The 16,132-nt window shown below is 48.4% G+C and carries 15 protein-coding genes; 6 read left to right on the top strand and 9 right to left on the bottom strand.

All coding sequences use genetic code 11. The features are described 5' to 3' along the window. Nucleotides 1-101: 101 nt before the first annotated feature. From ABD014_RS24690 to ABD014_RS24660, 7 genes are all read right to left on the bottom strand, one after another. Nucleotides 102-971 (bottom strand): PHP domain-containing protein, encoded by an 870-nt coding sequence (locus ABD014_RS24690; RefSeq protein WP_343865892.1) that lies wholly within the window; start codon nt 969-971, stop codon nt 102-104. 124 nt (nt 972-1,095) lie between these two features. After that, a complete protein-coding gene (locus ABD014_RS24685) occupies nt 1,096-2,001 on the bottom strand; it encodes a selenium metabolism-associated LysR family transcriptional regulator (protein WP_343865890.1) in 906 nt (301 codons plus the stop codon). 145 nt (nt 2,002-2,146) lie between these two features. Then, on the bottom strand, nt 2,147-2,584 hold the full coding sequence (locus ABD014_RS24680) for a hypothetical protein (RefSeq protein ID WP_343865888.1): 438 nt from the start codon (nt 2,582-2,584) through the stop codon (nt 2,147-2,149). A 243-nt stretch (nt 2,585-2,827) separates the two neighbouring features. Beyond that, nucleotides 2,828-3,091, bottom strand: a complete 264-nt coding sequence (locus ABD014_RS24675; RefSeq protein ID WP_068781941.1) for a YlbG family protein — start codon at nt 3,089-3,091, stop codon at nt 2,828-2,830. A gap of 82 nt (nt 3,092-3,173) precedes the next feature. After that, nucleotides 3,174-3,617, bottom strand: coding sequence for a YlbF/YmcA family competence regulator (locus ABD014_RS24670; protein ID WP_343865885.1), 444 nt, complete (start codon nt 3,615-3,617; stop codon nt 3,174-3,176). 128 nt (nt 3,618-3,745) lie between these two features. Continuing rightward, a complete protein-coding gene (locus ABD014_RS24665) occupies nt 3,746-5,572 on the bottom strand; it encodes a helicase-associated domain-containing protein (protein ID WP_343865883.1) in 1,827 nt (608 codons plus the stop codon). After that, complete coding sequence (locus tag ABD014_RS24660) at nt 5,569-7,302, bottom strand: DNA repair helicase XPB (RefSeq protein ID WP_343865881.1); 1,734 nt, start codon at nt 7,300-7,302, stop codon at nt 5,569-5,571. The genes ABD014_RS24665 and ABD014_RS24660 overlap by 4 nt, the downstream gene beginning before the upstream one ends. A gap of 396 nt (nt 7,303-7,698) precedes the next feature. Between ABD014_RS24660 and ABD014_RS24655 the strand changes: the two genes are divergently transcribed. The 4 genes from ABD014_RS24655 (at nt 7,699) to ABD014_RS24640 (ending at nt 12,489) form a co-directional block, all read left to right on the top strand. Beyond that, nucleotides 7,699-9,234, top strand: coding sequence for a flavocytochrome c (locus tag ABD014_RS24655; RefSeq protein WP_343865879.1), 1,536 nt, complete (start codon nt 7,699-7,701; stop codon nt 9,232-9,234). 213 nt (nt 9,235-9,447) lie between these two features. After that, entirely contained in the window at nt 9,448-9,768 is a 321-nt protein-coding gene (locus tag ABD014_RS24650) for an ArsR/SmtB family transcription factor (protein ID WP_343865877.1), read from the top strand. A gap of 134 nt (nt 9,769-9,902) precedes the next feature. Beyond that, nucleotides 9,903-11,594 carry a SulP family inorganic anion transporter gene (locus tag ABD014_RS24645; protein ID WP_343865875.1) on the top strand — a complete coding sequence of 564 codons (1,692 nt, stop codon included), beginning with the start codon at nt 9,903-9,905 and terminating at the stop codon, nt 11,592-11,594. Between the two features lie 244 nt (nt 11,595-11,838). After that, nucleotides 11,839-12,489 carry a lysoplasmalogenase gene (locus tag ABD014_RS24640; RefSeq protein ID WP_343865873.1) on the top strand — a complete coding sequence of 217 codons (651 nt, stop codon included), beginning with the start codon at nt 11,839-11,841 and terminating at the stop codon, nt 12,487-12,489. A gap of 34 nt (nt 12,490-12,523) precedes the next feature. On the opposite strand, the gene ABD014_RS24635 is transcribed toward ABD014_RS24640, so the two are convergent. Next, nucleotides 12,524-13,690, bottom strand: coding sequence for a M20 family metallopeptidase (locus ABD014_RS24635; protein ID WP_379339431.1), 1,167 nt, complete (start codon nt 13,688-13,690; stop codon nt 12,524-12,526). 213 nt (nt 13,691-13,903) lie between these two features. On the opposite strand from ABD014_RS24635, the gene ABD014_RS24630 reads away from it, so the two are divergent. Together ABD014_RS24630 and ftsW are read left to right on the top strand one after the other, a co-directional pair. Beyond that, nucleotides 13,904-14,245: a YugN family protein gene (locus ABD014_RS24630; protein WP_126997432.1), complete on the top strand. Its 342-nt coding sequence runs from the start codon at nt 13,904-13,906 to the stop codon at nt 14,243-14,245. An 11-nt stretch (nt 14,246-14,256) separates the two neighbouring features. Next, complete coding sequence (ftsW, locus tag ABD014_RS24625; protein WP_343865870.1) at nt 14,257-15,507, top strand: putative lipid II flippase FtsW; 1,251 nt, start codon at nt 14,257-14,259, stop codon at nt 15,505-15,507. Nucleotides 15,508-15,618: 111 nt separating this feature from the next. Here ftsW and ABD014_RS24620 read toward each other — a convergent pair whose 3' ends face one another. Then, on the bottom strand, nt 15,619-15,981 hold the full coding sequence (locus tag ABD014_RS24620; protein ID WP_068781950.1) for an Asp23/Gls24 family envelope stress response protein: 363 nt from the start codon (nt 15,979-15,981) through the stop codon (nt 15,619-15,621). Between the last annotated feature and the right edge of the window lie 151 nt (nt 15,982-16,132).

Here is a 16,132-nt window from a genome sequence, read left to right as displayed (position 1 = left end):
GTAGGTTCGTTAGAAGCAAAACGGTGTAGCAAATCACGTGAATCCCTAGCATACTGTTCTGATAGGGTAATAATCTCTACTATATCAGATATCACTGGCATTTACCCTCTCAATTGTTGGGCGGCTTGCCTTAGTCGTCCCACCATCTCCTCTGTAACGAAACGGCTGCCAAGGTCGCCATGGAACACAACGCCCTGCCTGACGCCATGATAGTCCGAGCCCCCAGTGGAAATCAGATGATATTCACTAGCGATCGCTAAATATCGTTGTTCCTCCGCGGGCCCATGGTCCGAGTGATATACCTCGATTCCGGCAGGTCGGCCCGCTTCAATAATTGTACATACTAGCTCGTCATCCCCGTACAAGCCAGGATGGGCGATCACCGGAGCGCCGCCAGCTTCGCGAATCCAATCCATCGCCTGCTGCGGCGATATTCTTGGCTGGGCGGCATAGCCGGGCTTTCCTTCAGCCAAATATCGGTCAAAGGCCTCGCGCATATCGCGAACATAACCTTTGTGTACCAACGCATCAGCAATATGTGGGCGTCCCAAGCTCTCATCCGGGCGCAGGCTGCGACCTAGACCATCGATAACCTCTTGCAGCGTGATCGACAGGCCCAAGCCTTGAAGATTACGGATAATCTGCTCATTGCGGGCATCACGTGTTGCACGCAGCCCGGCCAGTCGCTCCAGTAGAACGGAGTCCTCAATATTTAGATAGTAACCGAGCACATGAATATCCTTGCCCGCTGCCTGGGTACTGATCTCCACACCCGGAATGACTTGAATGCCTATCCTTTCCCCTTCTGACAGAGCCGCAGCGATTCCGGTTACGGTATCATGGTCAGTAACCGCTAGTCCAGCCAACCCTTTCTCCTTCGCTAACTTCACATTCTCCTCTGGTGTGTTCATCCCGTCCGAAGCACGGCTATGGGTATGTAAATCATATCGAGATTCATGAGTTTCCTTCATTACGTCTGCACATCCTCGTACATATAATTTATATCCATTTCGTCCCGCGTTTCCTCTTACACCTAAGTTCTAAAGGAAATAGAGGGCATTAAATAAATGGAACAGCAATTTTAGAAACTAACCTCTACATCAACTGTCCATATTCTCTCAAAAAAGTTAGAAAAGTAACCGCCGGAACTGGCAGCAAAGCCGACTTCAAATGAACCGAGTAAAATTGCCGCTTAAACTCCGCATCTTCAATATCGACCACTTTCAGCAATCCGAGCGCTTGTTCATGCTTCACCGAGGAAGGGGAGATGATCGTAATGCCAATCCCTGCTTCCACCGCCGACTTCACCGCCCCTGTACTTCCTAGCTCCATCACAGACTCGATCCGATCCGGCTCAAAGCCTCTATGCATTAGCTCCGATTCCATCACCTGGCGCGTTCCCGAGCCCTTCTCCCTTAATACGAAGGGATAGCTGACTACTTCCTGGAGCGTCACCCGCTCCCGTCCTGTCAATGGGTGCCCTGCTGGCACGATCAGCTTCAGCTCATCCTCCATCACAGGCTCAAAGCTAAGATCCGGATGATGAATCGGTGCTTCTACTAATCCAAAATTCAATTGATGACCGACGATCTCATCGATGATTTGCGTCGTATTCATTACTTTGAGTGCAATCGAAATATGAGGATACTGGCTGGCAAAAGGACCTAGCAGCCTCGGAAGTACATATTCCCCAATCGTCAGACTGGCTCCCAACTGCAGCCTCCCCTCCAACATATAGTTAAGCCGGGACATCGCCTTCTCGGCATCCCGCATCAGTTCGATACTTCGCTTCGCATACGGATACAGCGTCTGGCCTGCCTCCGTAAGCTCAACTCTCTTCGTGGAGCGTACCAGCAGCTTGCTTCCGAAGTAATCTTCCAGCGATTGAATCTGCATCGTCACCGCGGGCTGTGTCATATGCAATGCCTGGGCTGCCGCCGAGAAGCTCCCCCGTTCGGCGACGGTATAAAAAATATGTAATTGATGAAAATTTAAAGCCACCGCTGATCCCCCCCTTTCATACAATAGCATGGCGCACATTACAAAAAAAGGGGCCGTCCCTAAGTAGTATAACTACCAAAGGATGGCTCCCATTAATTCTGTTCCGTAAGCGTATACAGTTGACCGTCTCCTGAGTCACAAAGCCTTATTTCCGCTTACGACTATTTTTCATCAAGGTCATACGCCGCGAATGGCGAAGCCAGGAATAATATGATTTCAAATCACGAAGCTCAATCGTCTCCGACATCAAGCCAAGAAAGGTCACGATGATCATACGATGGAGCGGTCGACCCGCTAGATCGAATTCTCCGGTTAACTCACTGAATTCAGCGACCATGACGATGTCATCATCCACAAGATACACGTCTTCTTCTTTTCTATAATAAGGGGTTATCCGCCCTTGCTTTAGGCGTTCCCATAGCCAAAGAGCGATATCTTCATACCGGGCCTTGGTATCCTTAATACGATCCTCGTACCTGACCTTGGCATGATTGGTTATCACGATATCAGCGATTCTTTTATCGCCCAGAGGAACATGGAAAGCTTCATAGGTTCCCCACCGTTCTGTAGCCTTGTCTCTCATGCCGCACCTCGCATCGATAGGACTTTATAACTATGTATATTTGCCTATTATATTACATTATAACCTATAATTCTACAAGGCAGGGAACTGGATGAAATAAGCGGATAAGGTAAAAGGATATAGATCTTTCATACTATTATTGGTTTTTCTGAATTATTGACAAAATAAAAAACAGCGGCATGAACCTGCCGCTGTTTCTATAAATCGTCCTCTTGGAACCACATTTTAGTTCACATTCCAATTCTACAAGCCGTAGAATTGGGTCTTATCCGGAACATCTTTACTATATTCCGTTTTAATCTCGTTACGATAAGAGCGCTCGATTTTGCGAACATAAGGAAGACGGCGAATATTCTTGATCGTATCCTCGGCACGCTCCGCATTTACATACATAACAACATAATGCATCCGCCGGGATAAGTAGTGCACGCTCCCGTATTTCTCCAAATTTCTAGCCGCCTTCAAATCGTTTACCCAAATAATGTAGCCTGTACGCTCCGGAAACATGCTTCCTCTCCTTTCGATTGATTCTATGCAGCCTGCCACACGCTTCAAGCATGGCAACCTTCAATCGTTGCTTATACAGCCGTTATCCGCAGCTGCATTTCCCGCCGCTCCCGCAACCGCATCCGGATGAGGGATTCGGATCATTGCTTGGCACCTTAATCGTATCAGAGACCGAATAAGCAATGATCTCTGACATTTGATGCAGAATGCCATCCAGCTCAGCCTCGGCCGCCTTGAACTTACTTACGGCTTCGAACTGTTCCAGTTCGAGCTCCACCGCCTTAACCCGATCCTTTGCTTCATGATAGTTGGGGTGGAAATGTCCGAACCGCTGAGTCTCCTCGAACAGTTCTTTTTGTGCGTTCAGCTTCCGGATGAGAGCCTGAATCTCCGCGCTTTCCTCTACACGTTGCTTCCAATATAAATAATCGGAGACGGCAGTAGAGTCATTTATCATATCGCCCAATTCATAGGCGTATGTTAGCACTTCGGCCATATCAACCGTAACTCGCTCTGTTACGCTCATGAATGATCAACTCGATTCTATGCAATTATGCGCCGACAAGCCATTTCATCCGCACTGCTGCGACTTCCTTCATTGACTATAGTCGACGAAATAATCATATCATACTCTCTACCTAAGCGAAAAGGGTCTTATATTTCCGGTAGAAGAATACGCATCTCTTCCCATTGCTCCGGCCCAAGAGAAACTTGACGCAGTGTCGTTTCCGAGTTCTTCCCATTCATATCTGGATTCATGAGAAGACCATGAATATGCCAAATTTCATCTCCCTCCAGTCGCTCGGGAATCAATTCCACCAGCTGCTCGTCCATTCGCAGTATGATCTTCGTATCCCACTCTAGAGCCTGCTGGGCGATCTTCCGCGCTGTAGAAGGATGGTATTTCCTTAATTCCTTCAACCATACTCCGGGAATATCCTGCATTCCAGGGAACAATTGATCACGCTTTGGTATTGATATGTCCCGTTCATAGAATTGGTAATCGCGGCCGTTGTATATCCAGGCTGGTTGGTCGGCTAAATCTCGATTAGGAGCAGTATCTTGCTCCGTTATCTCCGCAGCGGTCTCCAGACGTATATATTGCAGCTGCAGTGATTGGCCAAGGCCCGGTCTAGGCGGTGCCAGACTTAGTTCTTCCAGCACTTTCTCCACCTTATTAAGTTGATTCGAATCTACGATGAAGGCGAGTGGACCGATTGGCTCCAACATCCCCATCAGCTGCGGATGAGCCGCGATCCTGCCAGCCGCCTCTTCATCCTTGCAACGAAGCAGCTGAACCTCGGCAAGAGAAGTCCGGCCCATCTCTTTGGCCCATTGCTTCAACGACAGCAGGACATTATCGGGAATGCCAGCCGAGCCATTGTGCAGGAAATCAATAGCTTCCTCTACCGTTCTTCCTTGCTGTGTGGCGGCAGCCATGCTGGCCCGGCTAAGCCGATAAATGGACATGACATCCATCGCTACGTTCTCGCAGTACAGCTCAAGCTCCCAACGCACCCGGAAGGAAACCTCCGGCGGTACGATAATCTCAAAATCCGGCTGAATATAGAAAAGTTCCTCGGCGCCAAGTCGGGACTCGCCATTCTGGTGGGCAAATACCGGCTTCATACTCCAGCGAAATACAAGCTCTCCTTCCCCGTTCTCGCCAAGATCCAGCCAGCCCAATCCGCTGAGCGCTACCAGCCAGTTTCTCATCCATAACTGCTTATCTTCCGGCAGCTCTCCAGGGAACATTCTCTGCTCTGTTAGTGATGCGCAAACTTCCTGTAAGGAATACCATTGTCCCTCCACCAGATCAGCTGCGATCAGCCGGAAGGCAAAATGCGACAGAGTAACATCATCAGGTACATAGCGGAGCAATGCCTCACGAAGAAGCATATCGTTCATTTGCTGTGCAGATCGGCTTAACCATACGGACAGCTCATGAGCATTCAGACTCCATGAACCCCGCTCCTTGCGGATCAGCCCTAGCGCTAGCAGCATATCAAGCAGAACTGCGGCATGGGCCGGATATGCCTCCTGATGGGGGTAGCGTAAATCAAGCCCTACGAGATCCTTCTCCGCGAGCTCGACCTGCTCCAACCATTTATTCAGCGATTTCTGGTGAATCGTTCCTTTTGCCGTAAGCGGCAGCCCTTGATGAGCGATCCAAGTCAGGCTGCGGAACAAATCTGCCACAAGACCACGCTTGGCCGCCTGGACCAAAGTGATATTACCAGGTACCATTCGAGCAGAATCAAGGTTACTCCAATGGCTCCAGTAGTTTAACAATACATCCCCTGGAATATAATAAAGCCTGTCTCCCCAGGACTTCTTGACGGCAGCAACTTGCCCCTTACGAAGCATATCAGGCAAAGCCGCCCGCAGCTCAGCCCCGCTTATTCTGTCAACAGCCGCTGTGTTCAATTTGCTTAATGTGAACGGAGAACCGGCGAATTTACGAATTATTGCTTCGATCATGCTTCCGATACCCCCTCAATGCTTTCGGAGTCAACGGACTCGATATGATTGTCCCCTTGTTCCATCATGATCGCATATTCATATCCCTGTTCGATTAGGAACAACTGTCTTCGCGTGGCGAATTCCTGCTCACGAGTTCCATCCGAGACGAGGGTGTAGAAATACGCGGTCTCCCCGTCCTCCTTCGGACGTAAAATTCTGCCAAGCCGCTGCGCTTCCTCCTGTCTCGAGCCGAAGCTGCCCGAAATCTGAATGGCTACTGCAGCATCCGGCAGGTCGATAGCAAAATTAGCCACCTTCGATACAGCCAGCACCGGGATTTGTTTACTGCGAAAAGCTTGGAAACATTGCTCTCGTTCATCCTGCGGCATCCTTCCGGTGATCAATGGGATAACCAATTCATCTGCAACCTGGCGCAGCTGCTGCAAATACTGGCCGATGATCAAAATTTGCCGTCCAGCATGACGCTTTAACAGCTCCTTTAACACAGCAATTTTATGCGGATTCTCCGCTGCAATCCTGAACTTGTCCCGTGCTCCGGCAAGATGATAGCGTTCCTGAAGAACGGGCGGCATCGCTGCCCTGATCTCCCGACATAGCACCGTAGCGATGTACCCGCGCTCCTCCATCTCCTTCCACGGTACTTCATAGCGTTTGGGTCCGATCAAGGAGAACACATCACGCTCTTGACCGTCCTCACGCACTAAGGTCGCGGTCAACCCTAGACGCCGGGTAGCCTGAATATCCGCTGTAGCGCGGAATACTGGCGCTGGCAGCAGATGTACCTCATCATAAATGATCAGGCCCCAATCCCGTTCATTGAACAGCCTCATATGCTTGAAGCCGTCTTCCTTCTTACTGCGGTGCGTTAATATTTGATAGGTTGACACGGTAACTGCTCTAACCTGCTTCTTCTCCCCTGAATATTCACCGATCATGTCCGATGTGAGTGTCGTCTTGTCCAGCAGCTCGGCGATCCATTGCCGTACCGAGGTAACGCTTGAGGTTAGAATCAAAGTCTCGCATTGGAACCGTTCCATAGAAGCAAGACCAATCACCGTCTTACCCGCCCCGCAGGGCAGCACAAGCACGCCATTGCCTCCTGAGCCTTGCTCTTGATCCCTCGCAAATGCAGTGACACTTTGCTCCTGATACGGCCTTAGCTTGAACTCAGCCCCATTCGAAGCAACATTTCTCAAGGTGAAAGAGAGCGATTTACCATCATGATACCCAACCTTATCGAGTACTGGATATCCCAAACGAGCCAATTCCTGTTTTACGCTGCCGCGATAGGCAGCCGGGAGCTTCATTCGCAGATCATTGATGCGAGCCAGCCCGAAGGACGACAAGCTGGGCTCCAGCTCCAACTGGCGAAGGATCTCTTCCTCCTCACCTTCCAGCCATAGCATCCCCTCCTCGCCTTCGGCAGGGAGTAGCTTCAATTTTCCATACCTCGACACCGTCACCTGAATATCTGAGATCACGGCCGGAGGAAGCGACCACCGGGATATCGACTCCAGACTATTCACAATTTCTGCCGCAGACTTCCCCCCGGCAGCCGCATTCCACAGCGATAGAGGAGTAATACGGTATGTATGATAATTAGCCGGACTCTTCACCAGCTCAGCAATCTGTATCAATTGTGCCCGCGCTTCTTCAAAACCGGGATGATTCCTCTCTAGCAATACCGTACCGTCCCTCTGTACAATACATGCTCCAGCCGCATTCAAGCGCTGCACCTTCCTTCATTATTTATTCTCACCCACCAGGAACTTTTCTCACTCCCGATGATAATCTCCTAAGTAATAGCATCTCCAATCCCTCTTGAAAAAAGACGAAACTATTCATAACAACAACTATTATCATAACAAGAGATGAACTAACCTCCAAACGGTTTGTCATATATTGTATTTCAATGTTTGTGAATAAAATCACTATGTCTATCCTTATCCTATATTACAATAAAGGGGATCTTAAAGAAGCCAAATGCAAACGAAGGAGGGGATAACCGAAATGAAATGAGGCCGTGAGGAACTGATCTTTCGCTTCTCATTTCAAGTTACACTCTCCTTTTTTATGCGCATCTTTAAGTTCTACTAGAAATAGAAAATGGAGGGGTTAAAATCATGCAGAAGAAAGCTGCAGCAATCCTGATTCTCATGCTATCTTTCGTACTCGTCATCGCGGGCTGTGGAAGCGGGAACCAGAACAAGAAAGACAATCAAGGGCAGAACGACACCACAAAAGAAGAGGCCGCAGGCAATGAAGCTGTCTCAGGCGCATCAAAAACGACTTACACACCACTGGATCAACTCCAGGACAAATACGATATCATCATTGTCGGTGCGGGCGGCGCAGGCATGTCTGCCGCACTTGAAGCCAAGAGCAAAGGCTTGAACCCTGTTATTTTTGAGAAAATGCCGGTTGCCGGCGGGAATACGCTTAAGGCGTCTTCGGGTATGAACGCGTCCGAGACGAAGTTCCAGAAGGAACAAGGGATTGAGGACAGCAATGATTTATTTTATGAGGAAACTTTAAAAGGTGGCCATGGCACCAACGATAAAGAATTGCTTCGGTTCTTCGTGGACAATTCAGCCAGTGCAATCGATTGGCTGGATTCCATCGGAATTCGATTGAATAATATTACGATTACCGGCGGCATGGGCGAGAAACGCACACATCGTCCTGAAGATGGATCAGCGGTTGGACAATACGTTGCCAACGGACTGCTGAAGAATGTCCAAGAACAGGAAATTCCGCTGTTCGTTAATGCAAATGTGAAGGAAATTACCGAAAAAGATGGCAAGGTAAACGGCGTTAAAGTTCTCTTTGACGAAAAAGATGAGAAGACCATTACTGCAGACGCTGTTGTCGTAACGACCGGCGGCTACGGCTCTAATATGGATATGATCTCCAAGGTTCGCCCGGACTTGGAAGGCCTCGTTACTACGAACCAAGAAGGCAGCACTGGCGATGGCATTCAAATGATCGAAAAGCTGGGCGGTACTACCGTGGATATGGATCAAATCCAGGTTCACCCGACAGTACAGCAAGATAAATCGTATCTGATCGGGGAAGTGGTACGTGGTGAGGGCTCGATCCTCGTCTCGAACGAAGGCAAGCGCTTTGTCAATGAATTGGATACACGCGATAAAGTGACAGCAGCTATTAACGAACTGACTGACAAATCGGCTTATCTTGTATTCGACTCTGGTGTGAAATCCCGCGCGAAAGCGATCGAGCAATATGAAAAGATGGGCTTCGTCATTGCTGGCGATTCGATCGAAGCCTTAGCTAAAGAAATGGGTGTTCCAGCGGATCAATTGAAGACGACACTCGATACATGGAACAATGCCGTGAAGGACAAGAATGACGCTGAATTCGGCAGAACAACTGGTATGGACAACGACTTGTCCAAGGGACCGTTCTACGCGATCAAGATCGGCCCTGGGATTCACTACACCATGGGGGGTGTAAAGATCAATACCAACACCGAAGTTGTAAATAAAGACGGGGAACCAATCCCAGGCTTATTCGCAGCTGGTGAAGTTGTTGGCGGATTGCATGGCGAGAATCGGATCGGCGGTAACTCTGTTGCCGAGATCATTATTTTCGGCCGTCAAGCAGGTGTCAAATCGGCAGAATACGTTCAAGCACAATAAGAAATTAGCTCAATATAGCATAGGGTTCGAAAATCAAAATTTGATTTTCGAACCCTTTTATTTATTTTGTGTGAAATCACCCATGGCATACTTTCACGCTTCATGATAGTATAATATATCAAGATATTTGAATATATGAATTATTAAAGAGGTTGTTCAAAGGTCTGTTTTTGAATACACACTTAAAGGTTTGAAAGGTGGGGGGGGAATTCTATGAATACCCAATTGCAAGCGTTCAAGGCTGAATTCTTCAAAGCGTTGGCTCATCCGCTTCGCATTCGTATTCTGGAACTGCTATGTGAAGGAGAAAGAAGCGTCACCGAAATACAGACCTTGCTAGAAAGCGAAGGCTCGGCCGTATCCCAGCAGCTTAGTATATTGCGGGCCAAAAATATCGTGGTTGGAGTCAAGCAAGGCAAGCAGGTCATGTATTCTCTGGTCGACCCTATGGTCGCCGATTTATTAGCGATTACCAAAGATATTTTCAACAATCATCTGATCCACATTATTTCCATTTTCGAAGACCAGGATTGAACAATTTAAGAGGTAGTTCAAAAAGTCCGCTTTTGATCACGAAGTGAATCAAGAGGTATATCGACGTCGAATCTTGAATTCAGCCGGACCTAAGCAAATGCTTGAACACGATCTATAAGAAAGAAGGCTCAGTTGTGAATACTCTGTTTACGGGTATTTTCAAGAAATACTCACTCAAGCAATTACAAAAAGACTTCATCGCCGGCATTGTTGTCGGCGTTATTGCAATTCCGCTTGCTATGTCCTTCGCGATCGCATCCGGCGTCAAGCCGGAGTACGGGATTTACACCGCGTGCATCGCCGGAATACTGATCTCCCTATTCGGTGGCTCCAAGTTTCAGATCGGAGGGCCTACAGGTGCTTTCGTACCGATCCTGCTCGGTGTAGTGCTCACCTATGGTTATCAGAATCTGCTGATCGCCGGCATACTTGCTGGAATCATTTTATGTCTTCTGGGTATATTCAAATTAGGGTCGTTAATCAAATTCATCCCAAGACCTGTCACGGTCGGCTTCACCTCCGGGATCGCGGTTATTATCTTCACAGGTCAGATCGCCAACTTTCTGGGGCTTACCGATATCGAGAAGCATGAGACCTTCATCGCAAACATGAAGGAAATTGTTATCCATATCGGCACGATAAATATGTACAGCGTGATTACGGCGGTGATCTGCCTGGCGATTCTGATCATTATGCCGCGCGTAATGCCCAGGATACCGGCACCGCTCGTCGGAATCATCGTCTCCAGTCTAATTGCCGGGTGGTTATTCTCTGGCCGTATACCGACCATTGGGTCGACCTTCGGGGTCATACCAAGCACATTGCCTAAATTCCAAATACCGTCCGTGAGCTGGGATACCCTGCAGCTCTTGATCGGCCCGGCCTTTGCGATTGCCATGCTGGGCGCTATTGAATCGCTATTATCTGCGGTAGTCGCTGATGGTCTGACCAATACGAAGCACAATAGCAACCGGGAGCTGATCGGCCAAGGGATCGCCAATATCATTACTCCGCTGTTCGGTGGGATACCTGCTACCGGGGCAATTGCTCGTACGGCAGCTAATGTGAAGAGCGGAGCAACTTCCAAGGTGTCCGGGGTGATCCATGGAATTTTCGTTCTGCTGACCCTCCTGCTTCTGGCCCCGCTGGCTTCGCGGATTCCATTAGCAAGTATGGCGCCAATCCTTATGATCGTTGCCTGGAATATGAGTGAGCGGGCTCACTTCAAGCATATTCTCAAGATGAAATCCGGGGACTCGCTGATTCTTGTCGTCACCTTCCTGCTTACCGTCCTCACAAGCCTGACCATCGCCGTCGAAGTCGGCCTTGGCCTTGCACTGCTTCTATTCACCAAGAAAATGAGCGAAAGCGTGACAGTCAAAAAATCGCTGCCAAACCCTCTCCGCGAGAAGCGCGAGAAAATCACCCAGCTATGGAACGAATCCAGCAGCACCCCGACCATTAGTGTATATACTGTAGAAGGTCCTTTATTCTTTGGAGCAGCTCAGGATTTTCATGAGACGGTCGCCAGTTATATTAAGCAGAAGCCGAAGTTTCTTATTTTGCGAATGGGCAATGTCCCCTTCATCGATACGACGGGCGAAGCTTATTTCCGCAGTATCATCCATGAATTCAAAGCTCAAGGGGGCAAGCTGTTGATCGCCGGACTGCCGCCTCATGTGAAAGAGACCTTGGTCCATAACGGGCTGTATTATACGATCGGCGGAGAGCATTTCTTTGAGCATGTGAACGAAGCAATTACTTACTCCGTTGAGCGATTGAAGCAAGGCAAATTTGATCACGTACAATCCCTGCGCCTTTCCTGAGTGCGGGATCATTCATAACCTCTTGGTACTACTATAGCGTCCGATATCCTCCATCAGAGGGTTTTGGACGCTTTTTCATATTCAAACGGCTGAGCTTCGGGAGAATATCTTCATTACAAGCGCTTGGTTGGGGCGGCATTTTCATCTGGCGGTTAACCATCTGAATTGCTATACTGTTTTCGCTCTCGCCCAATATATATCTATATAGAAGATTTTTATCTTGCAATGATCCGGAGGTATCGATATGTTCAAAAGAACGCTGGCCGTGCTCATTCTCATCATGGGACTGATCTACATCTTCGTAAGCTCTGCGCTTATTTTCAAGCTGATTCCGATGTGGCTGATTCTGCTGTACGCTTATTTGCATAGATCCCGGCTCGATAAGCGTTATGTCCTGCTTGTGATTGCAGGGCTTTTCTTCTGTATGCTAGGGGATGGTCTGCTTAGCCATTTTGTCATCGGACTATCGGCCTTCCTGATTGGGCACCTGTTCTACACCGCCGCTTTCATCACAAAGTGGAAGTTCTCATGGATTCGATTATGTACGATCATTCCGTTTCTGATCTATGCAGGATTTATGGCGAACCAACTGGTCCGAGCCATGCATAATACCGACAACGAGGGGCTGATTCTTCCCGTTATGACCTACTTGCTTATCATCCTGTTGATGGGGTGGTTCTCCATCATGAGCGGAAATATATGGTCTATGATGGGCAGTACGCTGTTCATTATTTCGGATTCGATTCTAGCCTGGAATAAATTCGTCTCTGATGTTAGCTACTCCGGGATGTTGATTATGCTGACGTATTACACGGCTCAATTCTTAATAGCAAATAGTGTGGGTCAGCGGGGACAGCAAACCGATGCTTCTAATACGAACAGCCCCGCCCGTTAAGGGCGAGGCTGTAATAACACGTGTTGACGTAAGCTTAATGTTCATCCTGATAAGTCTCCGCCATGGAGACCAATAGGGCTGCGGCATGAAGCATAGCTCCTTCGTCAATGTCAAACCTTGGATGATGATGCGGATAAATAATTCCTTTCTCTTCATTGCCGGCTCCAACAAGCACGAAGCAGCCCGGGACATGCTGTAAATAATAGGCGAAATCCTCTGCCGGCATGATTTGCGCCGCGGTCTCTCCTTTTAATCCAGGCACCTTGCCGAGAGCCCGATTGAAGCGGCCAAATTCCGCTTCATCATTGACCAGGCTAGGATAGCCAGTTATATAGTGGATGTGAGCCTCTGTACCATAGGATTGGGTAATCCCTTCTACCAAAGCATAGATTCGCTCACGGATCACCTGTCTTGTAGACTCATCGAAGCATCTGGCAGTCCCGGATAGACGGCAACGATCGGCAATGACGTTCTGTGCCGTTCCGCCTTGAATCGATCCGATGGTTACCACAGCCGGTTGTAGCGGGTCTACCGAGCGGCTAACCACGCTCTGCAACTGCATCACAAGCGACGATCCAGCGACGACGCTGTCCACCGCTTTATGTGGCATCCCCCCATGACCTCCGCGCCCTTGGATATCGATGAAGAAGTCATCCACCGAAGCCATCATTGGGCCAGCTACACTTGCCGCCGTACCAAGCGGCAGCGGTGTCCAGAGATGCACGCCATAGATCACATCAACGCCTTCCAGTGCCCCGGCTTCAATCATACCTACCGCTCCGCCGGGACAGGTCTCCTCAGCAGGCTGGAACAGGAAGCGGATCTCCCCGCGGATCTCCTGCAGCCGCTCACTATAATATTCAGCCACCGCCAGCAGCACTGAGGTATGCCCGTCATGACCGCAGGCATGCATCACTCCAGGGACCTGGGAGGCATACTCGCACTCCTTCTCGTCCTGGATAGGCAGAGCGTCCATATCGGCACGAAGTGCGATCGTCTTGCCTGGCAAAGCGCCGCGCAGTCGGCCAACAAGCCCGTACCCCCCGCCTATTTCCGTGACCTCTACTCCAAGTTCCTTCAAAATACCTGCCACATATGTAGATGTCTCCTTCTCTTTGAACGACAACTCCGGATGGCGGTGCAGATGTCTTCTTCGCTCTACCATCGCTCCAAACAGCTTCTCCAAATCTCCCAGCTCCACCGAATCACTTCCTTATTGTAAGGTATCAAAAGTTATCCGTTATAAACCTTGCAAAATATTTAAGTTATATTGTAGCAGAAAATCCGTTTATTCGGATACTAGGCTGGGCAAGAAAGCTGCAGCAGCCCCTATGAGCAGTGTTGATCAAACCTTGCGTAAGTAGTAGAAACATAATATCATGAGAGGAGAACTTTTAAGGGGGCATATTGGACGATGATTGTTGAAAATACGGGTTTAGACGGATTAAAAAGCGATTTAGCTTACCTGGACGAATCTGCTGAGAAAGTCGGCTTCATCCGCTGGCAATGGGAATATTACCGTGCTACATACGATTACAAAATTGAATTCAACAATGATGACTACTACCTCCGAATTAATACGCGTGCCGTTGAAGGCAAACTGGAGCGTCCTGACGCGGTTCTGGCTATCGAAGCCGTATATATGGGGCGGGCTACCTTCCCGCACGGTCTCGAGTATGAATCGGAAATTCCGGCACAAGTGATTAAGACAGCCAATAGCAAACTAACTGAGCTAAAGGAACTGCTCGAGGCTTGAGCGAACGATAGATGAAAGACAGCCAAGAAAGACCTAGACGCGGAACACCCGATTTCCAGCTGCTTATTTTGACTTTATTGCTCGTTGGATTCGGGATTGTCATGGTGTTTAGCTCCAGCTCCAGCGTGACTCAATTTAGTGAGAAATTTAATTATAATCCCTTTTATTTTACGAAGAAGCAAATCATTTTTGCGGGGGTTGGCATTTTCGGAATGTTCATTACGATGAATATTCCTTATGAGAAATTCCGCAAGCTCTTCGCACCGATATTCATACTAGCCATTATTCTGTTGATGATCGTTCCCTTCATGAACAAGATCAATGGGGCCAGCTCCTGGCTCCAGATCGGTTCACTCGGCATCCAGCCGACCGAGCTAGCCAAGATCACGACGATTATGTATCTGGCAGCTCTAATATCCAAGAAGGGAGAACGATTTCGAGATTTGAGGACCGGCTACATTCCAGTCATGGTTATTGTCGGCTTCGTCGCTGGACTAATTATGCTGCAGCCGGATTTGGGCTCCTGTATGATACTAGTAGCCACTGCGGGATTGATTATTCTTGCTGGCGGCGCCAACATGAAGCATATCCTCGGTTCGATCGGACTCCTGATTCTCGGTGCCAGCATCGTCCTAGGAATCGGATCGCTATGGAACAAAATTAATCCCCCTAGCGAATCCGCTCAATCTGGTAACCAATATCAGCTGGACCGAATCAAAGCGTATATTGATCCATGGGCGGATCCTCAGCATACGAGTTACAACCTCATTCAATCCCTGACTGCAATGGGTCACGGGGGAGTGACAGGTACCGGATTCGGACAAGGTATTCAGAAGCTGCATTATTTGCCGAATGCCTACAATGACTTCATTTTCTCCGTTATTGGTGAAGAATTCGGATTTATCGGTACGTTTTTATTCCTGCTCTTCTATCTATATTTCATATGGAGGGGCTTGCTCGTCTCCTTGCGATGCTCCAGTCCCTTCGGTACATTATTGGGTGTTGGTATCATGGGACTTATCGCCATTCAATCCTTCATTAATATCGGCGGGGTAACCCGTACGATCCCGATTACTGGTGTAACCTTGCCGTTTATTAGCTATGGCGGCTCTTCGCTGGTTGTCATGATGCTAGCCATGGGGATTGTACTTAGCATTTCAAGAGAATCATCGCTCCCGTCGAAGCAAGAGAGGACCAAGTCGGTTGTCGTCAAGGAAGAGAGCGTATTCGAACGGAACCAACGTAAAAATCGTAATATGTAGTTTTATTCAAAAAAGACTGCTGGATCGAAATCCGCAGTCTTTTTCTAATTCAATTCTGAAATCTCGGGTAGAGTCAAAAACTATGTAAACCATAACTCCGACATTTGTCAGTTATGCCTCATCGTCTTTAAAAGCTACACCTTCAACCTTCACATTTACTTCAACAACCTTAAGCCCGGTCATACTCTCAACGGCTTCCCGCACATTCTGTTGCAACATTCGGCATACCTCATGGATTGGAGTCTCATAGAGAACGATAATCCGCAAATCGATCGCCGCTTCCAATTGACCGACCTCTACGGTAACGCCTTTTTGTACGTTCTTACCACTCAACCGTTTTGCCCAACCTTCAGACAACCCTCCGGACATTGCAGCAATACCCGGTGTTTCCAAGGCGGCCATACCCGCGACTTTGGATACAACATCATCTGAAATTTTAATCATACCCATATCCAATTGCAGTTGCTCGGTCATGGTTATCCCTCCTTCAACCTACTACTTATATTTTATATGGTAAAACCAAGTAAAGCAAATATAGACCGCATCATTTGTTTGAATTATAATCTTCAATTGTTGGTATATTAAATTGAAAAACGAATTGAGTCTGCCATCATTAAATTCTGTA

It is taken from the genome of Paenibacillus motobuensis, from assembly GCF_039521865.1.
Classification (GTDB): Bacteria; Bacillota; Bacilli; order Paenibacillales; family Paenibacillaceae; genus Fontibacillus; species Fontibacillus motobuensis.
Note: the sequence above shows the minus strand (reverse complement) of the source record. Positions and strands in the feature narration are given on the sequence as shown.